This window comes from Kitasatospora sp. NPDC029312 (genome assembly GCF_055569215.1).
This window is the reverse complement of sequence record NZ_JBVHXY010000008.1, coordinates 26,769-41,147: the sequence shown is the minus strand read 5'-3', so window position 1 is coordinate 41,147 and position 14,379 is coordinate 26,769. Positions and strand designations below refer to the sequence as shown.

16 protein-coding genes and 1 riboswitch are annotated in these 14,379 nt (G+C 73.2%); of the genes, 12 read left to right on the top strand and 4 right to left on the bottom strand.

Annotated features, from left to right (window positions below; translation table 11 throughout):
* Nucleotides 1-35: 35 nt before the first annotated feature.
* Nucleotides 36-1,574 carry an MFS transporter gene (locus tag ACZ4WV_RS09425; protein ID WP_465744472.1) on the bottom strand — a complete coding sequence of 513 codons (1,539 nt, stop codon included), beginning with the start codon at nucleotides 1,572-1,574 and terminating at the stop codon, nucleotides 36-38.
* A gap of 131 nt (nucleotides 1,575-1,705) precedes the next feature.
* On the opposite strand from ACZ4WV_RS09425, the gene ACZ4WV_RS09420 reads away from it, so the two are divergent.
* Together ACZ4WV_RS09420 and ACZ4WV_RS09415 are read left to right on the top strand one after the other, a co-directional pair.
* Nucleotides 1,706-2,245, top strand: a complete 540-nt coding sequence (locus tag ACZ4WV_RS09420) for a winged helix-turn-helix transcriptional regulator (RefSeq protein ID WP_465744470.1) — start codon at nucleotides 1,706-1,708, stop codon at nucleotides 2,243-2,245.
* Nucleotides 2,246-2,369: 124 nt separating this feature from the next.
* Nucleotides 2,370-2,894 (top strand): GNAT family N-acetyltransferase, encoded by a 525-nt coding sequence (locus ACZ4WV_RS09415; RefSeq protein ID WP_465744468.1) that lies wholly within the window; start codon nucleotides 2,370-2,372, stop codon nucleotides 2,892-2,894.
* Nucleotides 2,895-2,912: 18 nt separating this feature from the next.
* On the opposite strand, the gene ACZ4WV_RS09410 is transcribed toward ACZ4WV_RS09415, so the two are convergent.
* From ACZ4WV_RS09410 to ACZ4WV_RS09400, 3 genes are all read right to left on the bottom strand, one after another.
* The gene (locus ACZ4WV_RS09410; protein WP_465744467.1) at nucleotides 2,913-3,965 is read right to left on the bottom strand and encodes a serine hydrolase domain-containing protein; all 1,053 of its coding nucleotides are present in this window, start codon (nucleotides 3,963-3,965) and stop codon (nucleotides 2,913-2,915) included.
* Between the two features lie 143 nt (nucleotides 3,966-4,108).
* A complete protein-coding gene (locus ACZ4WV_RS09405; protein ID WP_465744465.1) occupies nucleotides 4,109-4,525 on the bottom strand; it encodes an HIT family protein in 417 nt (138 codons plus the stop codon).
* A gap of 229 nt (nucleotides 4,526-4,754) precedes the next feature.
* The gene (locus tag ACZ4WV_RS09400; RefSeq protein WP_465744463.1) at nucleotides 4,755-5,450 is read right to left on the bottom strand and encodes an MSMEG_1061 family FMN-dependent PPOX-type flavoprotein; all 696 of its coding nucleotides are present in this window, start codon (nucleotides 5,448-5,450) and stop codon (nucleotides 4,755-4,757) included.
* A 153-nt stretch (nucleotides 5,451-5,603) separates the two neighbouring features.
* Between ACZ4WV_RS09400 and ACZ4WV_RS09395 the strand changes: the two genes are divergently transcribed.
* The 10 genes from ACZ4WV_RS09395 to ACZ4WV_RS09350 all read left to right on the top strand — a co-directional run bounded on the left by ACZ4WV_RS09395 (nucleotide 5,604) and on the right by ACZ4WV_RS09350 (nucleotide 14,300).
* The gene (locus ACZ4WV_RS09395) at nucleotides 5,604-5,918 is read left to right on the top strand and encodes an antibiotic biosynthesis monooxygenase family protein (protein WP_465744461.1); all 315 of its coding nucleotides are present in this window, start codon (nucleotides 5,604-5,606) and stop codon (nucleotides 5,916-5,918) included.
* 243 nt (nucleotides 5,919-6,161) lie between these two features.
* Nucleotides 6,162-6,289: riboswitch (FMN riboswitch) on the top strand.
* 226 nt (nucleotides 6,290-6,515) lie between these two features.
* Nucleotides 6,516-7,247: a riboflavin synthase gene (locus ACZ4WV_RS09390; protein WP_465744749.1), complete on the top strand. Its 732-nt coding sequence runs from the start codon at nucleotides 6,516-6,518 to the stop codon at nucleotides 7,245-7,247.
* A 56-nt stretch (nucleotides 7,248-7,303) separates the two neighbouring features.
* Nucleotides 7,304-7,891, top strand: a complete 588-nt coding sequence (locus ACZ4WV_RS09385; RefSeq protein WP_465744748.1) for a nicotinamide mononucleotide transporter family protein — start codon at nucleotides 7,304-7,306, stop codon at nucleotides 7,889-7,891.
* Complete coding sequence (locus ACZ4WV_RS09380; RefSeq protein ID WP_465744459.1) at nucleotides 7,888-9,159, top strand: bifunctional 3,4-dihydroxy-2-butanone-4-phosphate synthase/GTP cyclohydrolase II; 1,272 nt, start codon at nucleotides 7,888-7,890, stop codon at nucleotides 9,157-9,159. Before ACZ4WV_RS09385 ends, ACZ4WV_RS09380 begins: the two co-directional genes overlap by 4 nt.
* Before the next feature lie 38 nt (nucleotides 9,160-9,197).
* Nucleotides 9,198-9,671 carry a 6,7-dimethyl-8-ribityllumazine synthase gene (ribH, locus tag ACZ4WV_RS09375; protein ID WP_465744457.1) on the top strand — a complete coding sequence of 158 codons (474 nt, stop codon included), beginning with the start codon at nucleotides 9,198-9,200 and terminating at the stop codon, nucleotides 9,669-9,671.
* A 101-nt stretch (nucleotides 9,672-9,772) separates the two neighbouring features.
* Complete coding sequence (locus ACZ4WV_RS09370; RefSeq protein ID WP_097238956.1) at nucleotides 9,773-10,045, top strand: phosphoribosyl-ATP diphosphatase; 273 nt, start codon at nucleotides 9,773-9,775, stop codon at nucleotides 10,043-10,045.
* A 105-nt stretch (nucleotides 10,046-10,150) separates the two neighbouring features.
* On the top strand, nucleotides 10,151-10,999 hold the full coding sequence (hisG, locus tag ACZ4WV_RS09365; RefSeq protein WP_465744455.1) for an ATP phosphoribosyltransferase: 849 nt from the start codon (nucleotides 10,151-10,153) through the stop codon (nucleotides 10,997-10,999).
* Nucleotides 11,000-11,197: 198 nt separating this feature from the next.
* Complete coding sequence (locus tag ACZ4WV_RS09360) at nucleotides 11,198-11,638, top strand: PH domain-containing protein (protein WP_465744453.1); 441 nt, start codon at nucleotides 11,198-11,200, stop codon at nucleotides 11,636-11,638.
* A gap of 275 nt (nucleotides 11,639-11,913) precedes the next feature.
* Nucleotides 11,914-13,257, top strand: a complete 1,344-nt coding sequence (locus tag ACZ4WV_RS09355) for a hemolysin family protein (RefSeq protein ID WP_465744451.1) — start codon at nucleotides 11,914-11,916, stop codon at nucleotides 13,255-13,257.
* Nucleotides 13,254-14,300, top strand: coding sequence for a hemolysin family protein (locus ACZ4WV_RS09350; protein WP_465744449.1), 1,047 nt, complete (start codon nucleotides 13,254-13,256; stop codon nucleotides 14,298-14,300). Before ACZ4WV_RS09355 ends, ACZ4WV_RS09350 begins: the two co-directional genes overlap by 4 nt.
* The last annotated feature ends 79 nt before the right edge of the window (nucleotides 14,301-14,379 follow it).

The window sequence follows — 14,379 nt, the reverse complement described above, 5'->3', positions numbered from 1 at the left end:
AGAGACCGGTGCGCCCCGCCGGGAGCCACCGGGTGTCACCGGTGGGCGGCGGAGCGTAGGGACGGGTCGGCGGTCTCCGGCAGGGGGTGGGCCTCGGTCATCTCCTCGGCACGGGATCCGGCGCGGGACTCAGCGCGGAATTCAGCGCGGGCTTCTGCGCTGCGGGCCGCGAGGGCCAGCGCCGCGCCGACGAGGCAGAGGGCGGCGGCGACCAGGACGGCGCGGTCGGTGCCGGTGGCCAGGGCTCGCGCGGCCGCCGCAGGGCCCGGGGTGGCCGCGCGGGCGGAGCCGGCGACGGCGACGGTCACGGCCACGCCCAGGGCCGAACCCAGGTAGCGGGAGGTGTTGTTGGCGCCCGAGCCCATGGCCGCGCGATGGGCCGGCACGCTGCTGACCGCGAGGCGGGCGAGGGCGGCGTTGAGGACGCCGCTGCCGATGCCCGCGACGGCCAGGCCCGGCGCCAGCCGGAGCCAGGAGGCGCCGGGCGTCAGCCCGTACAGTCCGGCTTCGCCCAGGCCGCAGACCAGCAGGCCGAGGGCGACCTGCGTGGTGGCCGACAGGTGCGCCGCCAGTCGGCGGGCCTGGAGGGCGGAGAGTACCGACAGGCCCGACCACAGGGCCAGGACGCCGCCCGCCGCCAGCCCGGACAGGCCGAGCACGCCTTGTAGCAGGGTGGGCAGGTAGCTCATGAAGCCGACCAGCGAGAGCCCGGTGAACAGCGCCCCGCCCGTCGCGGCGATGAAGCCGGGGCTGCGGAACAGCGCGAGGTCGAGCATCGGCTCGCGGGCCTTCGCCTCGACCACGGCGAAGGCCGCCAGCAGCAGCACCCCGCCCGTGAGCAGCGCCACCACCGCCGGCCGTCCCCAGCCGCTGCGGCCCTCGGCCAGTCCGGCGATCAGCAGGGACGTCCCGGCGGCGAGGGTCAGCACGCCGTACGGGTCGAGCGCGCGCGGCCGGTCGGCCTTCGACTCGGTGAGGTAGACGGCGGCGCAGACGGCCACGGCGGCGGAGACCAGCGCGAGCCCGCCGCCGACGGCACGCCAGCCGGCCCACTGCTGGACGAGTGCGCCGTAGACCGGACCGATCGCGATGCCGAGGCCGACGGCCGCGCCCCAGATCCCGAGGGAGCGGATCCTCGCCGGGCCCGGCGGGTGGGCGTGGCTGATCAGCCCCAGGGCGGGGGCCAGGACGGCGGCCGAGGCGATGCCGAGCAGCACTCTGGCGGCCAGGTAGACGGCGCCACCGGGGGCGAGCGCGGCCAGGGCTTCGGCCGCGGCGAACAGCGCCACGCCGAGGGTGAAGACCCGCTTGCGGCCGTGGTCGTCGGCGGCGCTGCCGGCGGTGAGCAGCAGCGCGGAGATGCCGACCAGCGTGCCGGTGAGGATCCAGGTACGGCCGGAGGCGCCGAGGTGGGCGGCCTGCGCGGTGGCGGCGAGCGAGGCGGTGGGGGCGGTGTAGGCGACGGTGGCCAGGGCGGTCGCCGCCGACGTGACGGCCAGCGTGGCGCCGGGCCGGACGGGCCCGACGGGCGGGGCAGCCGAGGCGGGGGAGGAGCCGAGTGGTGCGGGGGGCATGGGTGTTCCCTCCGGTGCGCGGTCGCTTGGTAGGAGAATAGGTCTGGTGAATGAACCTACGTCTCGACGGCACGCTACCACCTGAGGTCTGTTCATTGAACCCATTGGGGGAGTGGACTAGGCTGGCCCGCATGGCGCTGGGAACGGACTACGACCTGCAGGACTGCGCACTGGCCCGCGCGCTGGAGGTGATCGGCGAGCGCTGGAGCCTGCTGATCGTGCGCGACGCGTTCTACGGCGTGCAGCGGTTCAACGACTTCCTCGCCCACCTGGGCATCCCACGCGCCGTCCTCACCGCCCGCTTGAACGCCCTGGTCGCCGCCGGGGTGCTGCGCAAGGAGCCGTACCAGCGGACGCCACTGCGCCACGGATACCTGCTCACCGAGGTCGGCCTCGAACTCTGGGGCCCGCTCTACCAGTTGAGCCGCTGGGGCGGCCGACACGCCACCGAAGGCGGCCCGCACCACCTGTTCGCCCACACCCCCTGCGGCACCGACCTGGACCTCGTCGGCGCGTGTTCGAACTGTGGCGGCGGCCCCGTCCCCCCGGCCGAGATCACGATGCGCCCCAACCCCGCCCGCACCGCCGGCCGCCGCGACGACCCGGTCTCCCTCGCCCTGGTCCGCCCCCACCCGCTGCTCCAACCCATCGCCTCAGCGGCGGCCGCCTGATCCTGCGCCGCGCACCTGCCAGTGGTCCGGCCTTCCGTGCCCGGTGCCCGGTTGGGGTGTGCCGTGCCGGTGCCACGGCGGAATTCCGTAGCGGGACAGCCCCTCGAGTTGGTGGGATGACGGCATGACTTCCCCCCGCGCCGAAGCGGTCGAAATCGCCGTACGCGTCCACGTCCGCGATCTGCTGCCCGCCGACCTCCCGGCATGCACCTGGTCCGGGTCCCCCAGCCACCTGCGCCAGATCCCCCGGCAGTTGGAACGGGCGGCCGCCGGTGAGGTGGACTATCTCGCGGTGTGCACCGCGGCCGACCTGCCCGTGGCGATCGGCGGTGTCGACTACCGAGCCGCCCCCGGAGCGGGCACGCTCTGGCAATTCGCGGTACTCCCGGCCCTCCACTCCTGCGGACTCGGCTCCTTGCTCGTGCGGGCGGCCGAGGAACGCATCCGCGCACGAGGTCTCCGACGGGCGGAACTCGGGGTGGAGGAGGAGAACCCGCGGGCCCGTGCACTCTACGAGCGCCTCGGGTACGCGGCCTTCGACCGGCAGCCCGACGCCTGGGACGAGGAGGCGCCCGACGGCTCGATCCGCAGATACGAGACCATGTGCACGCTCATGCGCAAGGACCTGACCCAGGGCCAGCCGCTGTGACTGCCGTCCCCGGGTCGCTCAGCCCGCCGTCGCGAAGTCCTGTTGCAGCCTTCGCAGCAGTGCCGTTCCCGCCGCGTCCACCGACCGTCGGCTGTTGGCCAGGACCGCCACCCCCACCTGCTTCTCCGGATCGAACGCGACGAAGGAACTGAACCCGCCCGTACCCCCGTTGTGCCACAGCTGTAGGTGGCCGCCCTGCTGGACGTGCAGGCGGTGCCCCAGCCAGCCCAGGTGCGCCCAGGCGAACGGGTTGACCCGGTGCCGGGTGCCGCGGGTGAAGGTGATCGCGGGCGCCAGCGGCCCGTCCGGCTCGCGCTCGGCGGACAGCTGGGCCCGCAGGAGTATCGCGAGGTCGGCGCCTGTGGACCGGAGGCCGCCCATGCCCGGTATCGCTGCGAGGTTCCAGTACGGCACCGGCCGCCCGCCCGTCGAGTGCCCGATCGCCAGCCGCTCGGACTGCTCCTCGACCGGCCGCAGGCAGGTGTCGGCCAGGCCGAGCGGTCGGCAGACCTCACGCGCCACCAACTCCCCGTACTCAAGGCCGGCCCGCCGGGCGAGGGCCAGGCCGAGCAGCCCGACACCGAGGTTGGAGTACCGGAACCCGCGCCCGGGCACGGCTCGCAAGCGCGTCCTGGCGAGCCCCGCCAACACTGCCTCGGCCGTGCAACCGGCGTAGGGGTCGGGCTTGTCGGGGGTGAGCAGCGCCCGCACCGCCATGCCCCTCGGCAGCCGGGGGAGCCCGGAGGCGTGGGTGGCGAGGTGCCGTAGGGTGACCGGCCGGCCGCCCCGTGCCGGGACGACCGCGCCGTCGTCGAGTACGTCCGCGAGCGGTTCGTCGAGCCGCACCGCCTCGTCGAGCGCCAGCCGCGCGAGCACGAGCGAGGTGAACACCTTGGTGACGGACCCGATTTCGAACAGGGTGTGAGGGCCGGGCACGCCTCCGCCCGGACCCGTCCGTCCGACACCGTGGAACTCCACGGCGCCGTCGGCCAGCCCGACGACCACGGCGCCGACGGTCTGGCCCGCGAGCTGGTCGGCGGTCTGCTGCACGAGGCTGACGAGTTCTTCCATGCTGTGAGCCTAGGCGGCCCCGACCTGCGAACTCGTCCACCTCGAAGTGGATTTCGGGCTCCGCCCGCTGCTTCCCCGGGCGTACGTCCCGCTACTCTTCGCACGGTACCCGCGCCAGAGAGTAGCTGGGTGCCAGCAGTCGGCTACGGCTCCGCGAGCGCCGCCCGCAGCCGGGCCGCGACCTCCGCCGCGCCCGCCTCGTCCGGATACTTCCCCCGTGGCCAGAAGAACCCGCGCAGCCCGTCCTTCGGATTGCGCGGCACCACGTGGACGTGCAGGTGCGGCACCGACTGGCTGATCCGGTTGTTCGCCGCCACGAAGCTGCCCGCCGCGTCGAGTCCCCGCTCGACGGCCGCCGCCACCCGCTGCACCCGGAGGAAGAAGGGGCCGACCTCCGCGGGCGGCAGGTCCGCCAGGGTCCGGTGGTGGGCGCGCGGCACCACCAGCACGTGGCCGGGGAACAGCGGGCGGCGGTCCAGGAAGGCCACCGCCGCCTCGTCGTCCAGCACCAGGTGCGCCGGCTCCTCGCCCGCCACCACCGCACAGAACACGCAGTCCATCCGTCCATTCAAACGAGCGGCGGCGGCCCCGGCACCCCCGCGGACCCCCACCCGCCCGACGTCACCCGTCCGGCCGCCGAGCAGGTGCGCCCGGCCACCCTGCGCACTCCGGCCCGCCCCGGTGCCCGGCCAGCCACACCGGTGCCGGGCCGGAAACGGTGCCCGGCCCCCCAATCCCCCCGGAGCCGCCCGACCCGCCCGGCCCCCGCCGCCGGGCGAACCGCACCCGCTACTCGTACCGGTACAGCAGCGACTCCCGCTCCGACTGCTCGATCACCTCGATGGACAGCGACTCGTCCCGCAGGTGCGAGAGCGTGACCTCCGCCGAAGTGGGCTGCGCGTCCTTGGCCAACCAGTTCTCGGGCCTCCACGCGGACCCGCGCATCAGCGCCTTCGGGCAGTGCGCGTACACCTCCTCCACCGCCACCACGATCGCGCTGCGCGGCGCCTTGCCGACCGCCGTCAGCCGGCTCAGCAACTCCGGGTCGGTGGAGACGCAGGCCCGCCCGTTGACCCGCAGCGTGGTGTCCCGGCCGGGCACGACGAAGAGCAGCCCGACCCGGCCGTTCTCCAGGATGTTGTGCAGGGTGTCCAAACGCTTGTTGCCGGTCGCGTCCGGGATCGCCAGGGTGTACTCGTCGAGCACCGAGACCAGCCCGGCCGGCCCGCCGCGCGGGGAGACGTCGCAGCGCCCGGCGGCGTCGGAACTGGCGACGAACACCAGCGAGGAGCAGGCGATCAGCCGCTGCGCGACGTCGTGCAGCCGGTCCACCTGCTTGCGGCGGACGAGCTCGCTCGGCTGCTCGTAGATCTCGCGCAGCCGGGCCGGCTCGGTGAGGGCGTCGGCGCTGAGGGCGGCGAACAGACCGTTCGGCCCGTCCGGAGCGGTGATTGACGGCGCGGCAGCATCCGGTGTGATGGTCATGCCGGGAATCTACGGGAGCTCCGGTCCGGCCGAGCCGGAGGTCCCCGCGGCGGCCGTGCCCGGCCGTCCGGGAAAGAGTCGCCGTACCCCTCCCCACCAGCGGCTTTCCGCTGATAATGGGGCCAGGGAGTCCAGCCGGCGGAGGTGGTGGCCGTGATCGTCAGAATCTGGGCCGGGCAGGTCGTCGCCGATCGCTTCGAGGAGTTCTGCGTCCACCTGACCAGCCAGGTGATCCCGCAGCTGGGGCGTACGGACGGCTGCCTCGGTGGCGAGCTGCTGCACTCGGTGACCGACGACGGGCACCGGGTGCTCGTGGTGAGTCGCTGGCGCGACGAGGAGGCCCTGCGCGGGTACGCCGGGCCGATGTGGCGGATCCGGCCGATCTGGTCGGAGGGCGAACTGCGCTACCTCGCGCACCCTCCGTCGGTCACCCACTTCACGCCGATCGCCGCCCCCGCCACGCTCTGAACCACCGCTCACACGGCTCCACCGGCGCGAGCCCGCGCATCGGGCCCCAGCCTGTCCACGCGCCAGCCCGCGCGCCGGGCCTGCGCGCCGGGCTCACGCGCCAGCCCCGCGCGCCGGGCCCGGAACCAGCCCCCGCCGCCCCGCCGCGCATTCCCGCCCTCGACCGTGAAACAGGCCACAGTCGAAGGCTCTCCCTGGGCCCGCACCGGCCGTGGCAGAATGACGGCAACAGCAGTGACGTTCAGCGCACTCCGGGGTCGGTGAAAATCCGAACCGGCGGTTACAGTCCGCGACCCGTCCGCAGCCAGCGGCCGGTTGACCAGGTGAAATTCCTGGACCGACGGTTAAAGTCCGGATGGGAGGCGTGCGCGGGCGGACGAAGCGCAGTACCCGTGGTCCATCGGAACCGGTCGAAACCCGGACCGGACCACGGTCAGGTGAACGGCGGGAGCGGTGGCTCCCGGGCCGGGTGAGCGATCTCCCGGCGGCTCCGGCACCCCGGCGACGGGTCGTGCCTCCGGGTCCGCGCACCGTTGCCCGTCCGTGTCATCTCCCTCTGCCGCCCCGGAGTCCGCGCCCAAGCGCGAGGAGACCCGGGTGTTCACCGGCATCATCGAAGAGCTCGGCGAGGTCGTGTCGATCGAGGAGATCGGCGACTCCTCGCGAATCCGCCTGCGTGGCCCGGTGGTCCGTTCCGGTGCGCGGCACGGCGACTCGATCGCGGTCAACGGCGTCTGCCTGACCGTCGTCGACAGCCCCGAGGAACTTGCCGCCGAGACCGCCGAGTTCAGCGCCGACGTGATGGCCGAGACCCTGCACCGCTCCAGCCTGGGCGAGCTGAAGCCCGGTTCCCGGGTCAACCTGGAGCGCGCCATGGCGCTCGGCGCGCGCCTCGGCGGGCACCTGGTGCAGGGCCATGTCGACGCCACCGGGCGGCTGTTGGCGCGCGAGCCCGGCGAGCGGGACGCGAATGGTGAACTGCGCTGGGAGGTCCTGCGCTTCTCCCTGCCGGAGTCGATCTCCCGCTACCTGGTGGAGAAGGGCTCGATCACGGTCGACGGGGTCAGCCTCACCGTCGTCGAGGCCGCCCGTGACAGCTTCACCGTCAGCCTCATTCCGGCGACCCTCGCGCTGACCACGCTCGGCGCGAAGGCGGTCGGCGAGAGCGTCAACCTGGAGGTGGACGTGCTCGCCAAGTACGTGGAGCGCCTGCTCGAGTCGCGCGCGCTGCCCAACCTGCCGGCCCTCCCCGCTCTCCCGACCCTGCCGACCGTCCCCACCCTGCCCACCCTGCCCGACCTCGCCGACATCCCGGGGGAATCCAAGTGAGCTGGCTCAGCGGAGAAGCGTTCACCGTCTTCGGCGAACACGTGAAGTGGGCCGACATGATCGGCAACCTGCTCGGCCTCGGCGGCCTCGCGCTCGGCTGGCGCCGCTCGGTGTGGAGCTGGCCGGTCCAACTCCTGTCCGGCGTCGTGCTGATCACCGCGTACCTGGGGGGCCACGTCCCCGGCCTGATCGGCAAGCAGCTGATCGTCATCGCCACCGCCGGCTGGGGCTGGGCCCAGTGGCGGCGCGGCCGCCGGGACAGCGGCACCATCGCCGTGCGGTTCGCCGGCTGGTCCGAGCGGGCCGCCCTGGTGGCCGGCACCGCGGTCGGCACCGTCGCCCTGGCACTGCTGTTCACCGCCTACCCCAGCCTGTCCTGGAGCCCGTGGTCGGACGCCTACATCTTCGTCGGCACGCTCGCCGCGATGGTCGCCCAGGCGCGCGGCTGGCTGGAGTTCTGGTTCGCCTGGATCGCCGTCGACGCGGTCGGCGTCCCGTTCGCCTTCAACAGCGGCTACACCTTCTCCGGCCTCACCTACTCCGTCTACTTCGTCCTGGTGCTGCTCGGCCTGCGTTCCTGGTGGCTGAGCACCCGTGAGTCGCGAGCCACGTCCACCAACGTCCCGCAGGGAGTCACGGCATGACCGAGAACCAGACCTTGGAGAGCGGCGCCGGCGAAGAGCTGGTCCTCGACCCCGTCGAGCGGGCCATCGCCGACATCGCACTCGGTCGCGCGGTGATCGTGGTCGACGACGAGGACCGCGAGAACGAGGGCGACATCGTCTTCGCCGCCTCCGCCGCCACCCCCGAGCTGATGGCCTTCACCGTCCGCTACAGCTCCGGCGTGATCTGCGCCCCGATGACCGGCGAGGAGCTGGACCGCCTCAAGCTCCCGCCGATGACCCAGGTCAACGAGGACCGCAAGGGCACCGCGTACACCGTCTCGGTGGACGCCCGTGAGGGCGTCGACACCGGCATCTCCGCCGCCGACCGGGCCCGTACGGTGCGGCTGCTGTCCTCGCCCGGCACCGAACCCGGCGACCTCACCCGCCCCGGGCACGTGTTCCCGCTGCGTGCCGTCGAGGGCGGCGTGCTGGTGCGCCCCGGTCACACCGAGGCCGCCGTCGACCTGGCCCGGCTGGCGGGCCTGGCGCCGGCCGGAGCGATCGCCGAGGTGGTCAACGACGACGGCACCATGGCCCGGCTTCCCGAGCTGGTCGCCTTCGCCCGTGAGCACGGCCTCGCGATCATCTCGATCGAGGACCTGATCGCCTACCGCCGCCGCACCGAGCTGCACGTCGACCGGGCCGCCGTCACCGCCCTGCCCACCGCCCACGGTGGGTTCACCGCGGTCGGCTACCAGGGCACCATCGACGGCGTCGAGCACCTCGCCCTGGTGGCCGGCGGCCTCGGCGCGGACGGGCAGCTGCCGGACGGCGAGGACGTCCTGGTGCGGGTCCACTCCGAGTGCCTGACCGGGGACGTCTTCGGCTCGCTGCGCTGCGACTGCGGCCCGCAGCTGGAGGCCTCGCTCCGGCGGGTCGCCGAGGCCGGCCGCGGCGTGGTGCTCTACCTGCGCGGCCACGAGGGCCGGGGGATCGGCCTGGCCCACAAGCTGCGTGCGTACGAGCTCCAGGAGCAGGGGCGCGACACCGTCGACGCCAACCTGGACCTCGGGCTGCCCGCCGACGCCCGCGACTACAGCATCGCGGCGCAGATGCTGGTGGACCTCGGGGTCCGCTCGCTCACCCTGCTCACCAACAACCCGCAGAAGCTGACCGCGCTCACCGAGCACGGCCTGAAGGTCAAGGGGCGCGAGGCCGTCGAGATCGCGCCGGGTGAGCACAACCTGCGCTACCTGCGCACCAAGCGCGACCGGATGGGCCACGACCTGCCCGGCCTGGGCTCCTGACCCACCCAACCCACCCACCGAGGAATGGAATCAACGACATGAGCGGCCACGGAGCCCCCGAGCTGACCATCGACGGCGCGGCCGACCTCAAGGTCGCCGTCGTCGCGGCCCAGTGGCACGAGCAGGTGATGAACGGCCTGCTGGACGGCGCCCACCGCGCCCTCAAGGAGCTGGGCATCACCGAGCCGACCGTGCTGCGCGTGCCGGGCACCTTCGAACTGCCGGTCGCCGCCAAGCGCCTCGCCGAGGGCGGCTACGACGCCGTCGTCGCCCTGGGCGTGGTGATCCGCGGCGGCACCCCGCACTTCGACTACGTCTGCCAGGCGGCCACCGTCGGCCTCACCCAGGTCAGCGTCGACACCGGCGTCCCGGTCGGCTTCGGCGTGCTGACCTGCGACAACGAGCAGCAGGCGGTGGACCGGGCGGGGCTGCCGGGCTCCGCCGAGGACAAGGGCCACGAGGCCGTCACCGCCGCCGTCGCCACGGCCGCGGTGCTGCGCGCCGCGCTCTGACCCGGGCCCGTACGGTCCCGGGCCGCAGACGTCCACCGGACCGTCCACGGTCCGGGACCGTTTACCGTCCGTGCGCCCGCACGCCGTAAGGTGGGCCCATCATGGCTTCGAAGACATTCGAGGAGCTCTTCGCCGAGCTCCAGCAGAAGGCCGCCACCGGCGACCCCTCGTCCTCCCGCACCGCGCAGCTCGTCCAGCAGGGCGTCCATGCGATCGGCAAGAAGGTCGTCGAGGAGGCCGCCGAGGTCTGGATGGCCGCCGAGTTCCAGTCGGACGAGCAGACGGCGGAGGAGATCTCGCAGCTCCTCTACCACCTTCAGGTGATGATGATCGCCCGCGGGCTGACGCTCGACGACGTCTACAAGTACCTCTGACGCGCGCCCCCGCGTTCTCCAACACGCATTCCATCCAGCACAGCACCAGCACCCAGCACCAGCACCCCGCACACCCCCTCCCGACAGGTAAGGAAGCAACCCCCCATGCTGCGCATCGCCGTCCCCAACAAGGGTTCTCTCTCGGGTCCCGCGGCGGAGATGCTCCATGAGGCCGGCTACCGCCAGCGGAAGGACCCCAAGGAGCTCGTGCTCGTCGACCCGAACAACGAGGTCGAGTTCTTCTTCCTGCGTCCGCGCGACATCGCCGTCTACGTCGGCTCCGGCCGCCTCGACGTCGGCATCACCGGCCGCGACCTGCTGCTGGACTCGCACTCCAACGCGGAGGAGGTGCTCGCCCTCGGCTTCGCCGGGTCGACCTTCCGCTTCGCCCGCCCCGAGGGTGTCGACGTCGAGGACGTGAAGGGCCTGGAGGGCCTGCGGATCGCGACCTCCTACACCGGCCTGGTCGAGCAGCACCTGGCCGACCACGGCGTGAAGGCGACGGTCACCAAGCTGGACGGCGCGGTCGAGACCGCGGTGCAGCTGGGCGTCGCCGACGTGATCGCCGACGTGGTGGAGACCGGCACCAGCCTGCGCAACGCGGGCCTGGAGGTCTTCGGCGAGCCGATCCTGGTCTCGGACGCCGTGGTGATCCGTCCCAAGGGCGCGGGCGAGGACCCGCGGGTGGAGCAGTTCCTGCGCCGCCTGCAGGGCGTGCTGGTGGCCCGGCGCTACGTGCTGATGGACTACGACATCCGCGCCGAGAAGGTCGGCGCCGCCGTGGCGCTCACCCCCGGCCTGGAGTCGCCGACGGTCTCCCCGCTGCACACCGAGGGCTGGGTGGCCGTCCGTTCGATGGTGCTCCGCAAGGAGGCCCAGCAGATCATGGACGACCTGTGGAGCATCGGTGCCCGCGCCATCCTGGTCACCAACATCCACGCCTGCCGCCTCTGACCTGCCCGAGCGGGACGTCCGGAAGGACGACTCGAGCGACCTGTCCACCGGTTCGCGGGTAAAGGACGGTTCAATAGGGGCGGGGCGCCGACCGGCGTCCCGTCCCTTCGCCGTACCAGCCCCGCCCCTCGCCGTAGCAAGTCCGCGCGCCGTCGGCCGTAGCAGCCCGCACCGCCGCCAGAACCACCGGAGACCCACGTGTCCACGCCGTCCGTCGAGTTCCCCGTCACCTGGGCGCCCCGCCGCACCCGCGCGGTGCTGCTGCCGGTCTGCGTCGTGCTGGTGGCGCTGTTCGCCGTGCTGGCCGTCCTGCTCCCGGCGAACTGGCAGCTCAACGACCGGATCATGATGGTCGCCAGCGGTGTGCTGTTCGCCTGCGCGGGCCTCATGCTGGCCCGCCCCCGGGTGCGCGCGGACGCCGAGGGCGTGACGGTGGTCAACTTCGTCCGCAGCCGCCGGCTCGCCTGGGCCGAGATCGTCCGCGTCAACTTCCGCCAGGGCGATCCGTGGGCCACCCTCGACCTCGCCGACGGCACCTCCCTGGCGGCGGTCGGCATCCAGTCCGGGGTCGGCAGGGAGCAGGCCATCGCGGACGCCCGCGCGCTGCGCGACCTGGTCGAGCGGCACGGCCAGGTCTGAGCAGCCGGGGCTACGGGGTACGGCGAGATCCGAGCAGCCGGGCAGGCGGTTCCGCGGCGCGGCCGGCTCCCGAACACGCTTCCTACCACCGCCCCACGATGGTCTACGCTGGTAAAAGCGGGGCAAAGACTCCGACCCCGCCTGAACGAGACCGACCTGACTCGAGCCGATCCCGACTCGAGCCGACCTGAGGAGTGACTCTCCCCCTCGATGGACGATCCGTCCGGTAGTACCTGCGCCGCCTCGCTTCCGACCCCCGGAAGGCAGGCGGCACTGTGATCACCGCCTGGCTGCTGTTGGGCGCAGCCCTCCTGCTCATCCTCGCCAACGGCCTCTTCGTGGCCGCCGAGTTCGCCTTCGTCACCGCCGACCGCGGCGCGGTGGAGCGTTCCGCCGAGGCCGGCGACGCCAAGTCCCGCCGGGTCTCCAGGGCCCTGCGGCACCTCTCCTTCGAACTCTCCGGCGCCCAACTGGGCATCACCGTCACCTCGCTGGTGGTCGGCATGCTCGCCGAGCCGGCCCTGTCGACCCTGCTGCAGCCCGTGATGTCGGGCATCGGCGTGCCCGACTCGGCCGCCCGCGGCGCCGCCGTGGTGATCGGCATGGTGCTGGCCACCGTCGTCCAGATGGTGATCGGCGAGCTGGTGCCGAAGAACTGGGCGATCTCCCGCCCGCTCCAGGTGGCCCGCGCGGTCGCCGCCCCGCACATGGCGTTCTCCATCGCCTGCCGCCCGCTGATCCGCTTCCTGAACGGCGCCGCCGACCGCACCGTCCGGGCCTTCGGCGTCGAGCCGCAGGAGGAGCTGGAGCACGCCCGTACCCCGGCCGAACTGGTCTCGCTGGCCCGCCACTCGGCCAAGGCCGGCGCGATAGACGAGGAGTCGGCGCGGTTGTTCGTCCGCACCCTCGGCCTCGGCGAGCTGACCGCGGAGTCCGTGATGACCCCGCGGGTCGACGTCTCCGCGCTCCAGCGCGACGCCACCGCCTCCGACGTCATCAACCTGACCAGGGCCACCGGCCTGTCCCGCTTCCCGGTGTACGCCGACAGCCTGGACGAGGTCACCGGCATCGTGACGCTCAAGGACGCCCTCGCCGTCCCGGCCGTCCGGCGCGCCCAGGTACCGGTCGGCGAGCTGTCCTCGCCGCCGCTGCTGGTGCCCGAGACCCTGGCCGCCGAGCGGCTGCTCGACCGGCTGCGCCGCCTCCAGCCGATGGCCATCGTGGTCGACGAGTACGGCGGCACCGCCGGCGTCGTCACCGTCGAGGACATCGTCGAGGAGATCGTCGGCGAGGTGCAGGACGAGCACGACCCGGCCGACCGCTCCGAGCTGCTGCCGCTGTCGGCCGGCGACGGCCTGCCCGCCTGGGAGGCCGACGGCCGCGCCCGGATCGACCAGCTGGAGGCCATCGGCCTGAACGCGCCGGACGGCCCGTACGAGACGCTGGCCGGCCTGGTCGCCGACCTGCTCGGCAAGCTCCCCGAGGTGGGTGAGCAGGCCGAGCTGCCCGGCTGGCGGTTCACCGTGACCGGCGTCGACCGGCACCGCACCAGCCACGTCCGGGTGGAGCGCACCTCCGCGCCCGCGCTGTTCGGCGAGGACGAGGAGGACGCCCGATGACCGTGCTGCAACTGGCCCTCGCCCTCCTGCTGCTGCTCGGCAACGCGTTCTTCGTCGGCGCCGAGTTCGCCGTCGTGTCGGTGCGCCGCAGCCAGATCGAGCCGCTCGCCGAAGCCGGGCACAAGCGCGCCCGCACCGTGCTGCACGCGCTGTCCAACGTGTCCGCGATGCTGGCCGCGGCCCAGCTCGGGATCACCGTCTGCTCGCTGGGCCTCGGTGCGCTCGCCGAGCCGACCATCGCCGCCCTGCTGGCGGGGCCGTTCCACGCGATCGGCGTCCCGTCCGGTCTGATGCACCCGCTCTCGTACGGGATCTCGCTCGCCCTGGTGGTCTTCCTCCACATGGTGATGGGCGAGATGGTGCCGAAGAACATGGCCATGGCCGGCCCGGAGAGGGCCGCGCTGTGGCTCGGCCCGCCGCTGGACCGGCTGGCCCGCTGGCTCACCCCGGTGATCCGGCTGCTGAACGCCTTCGCCAACGGCGTGCTGAGGCTCTTCCGGGTCGAGCCCAAGGACGAGGTGGAGTCGGTCTTCACCACCGAGCAGCTGCTGTACCTGCTGGTCGACTCCCGGGACGCCGGTCTGCTCGACGAGGACCGCCAGGAGCGCCTGGAGGACGCCCTGGAGATGGGCCGGCGCCCCGTCTCCGACGTGCTGCTGCGGCACGACGAGCTGGTCACCGTGGACACCAAGGTGACCGCCGCCGAGATCGAGGAACTCGCCCTGCGGACCGGCTTCTCGCGCTTCCCGGTCGCCGACGGCGACCCGGCCGGCCACGGCTACCTCGGCTACCTCCACCTCAAGGACATCCTCGACGTGGAGGATCCCTCGGCGCCCGTCCCGGCCCGCCTGTGGCGGCCGATCACGGTGCTGCGCGGCACCCTCCCGCTGGACGACGCCCTCGGCGCGATGCGCCGGGCCACCTGCCACCTGGCCGCCGTGTTGGACCAGGACGGCCGCACGACGGGCGTGGTGATGCTGGAGGACGTGCTGGAGGAACTGGTCGGCGAGATGCACGACCCCGACCACCGCACCGCCGGGTAGCGGCCCCGCGTTCCCAGCCGGCGTGTCCGCCCGTGGCGAATCTGCCCAGAGCAGGCGGCGCTTCCCCTGCCGGCCACCC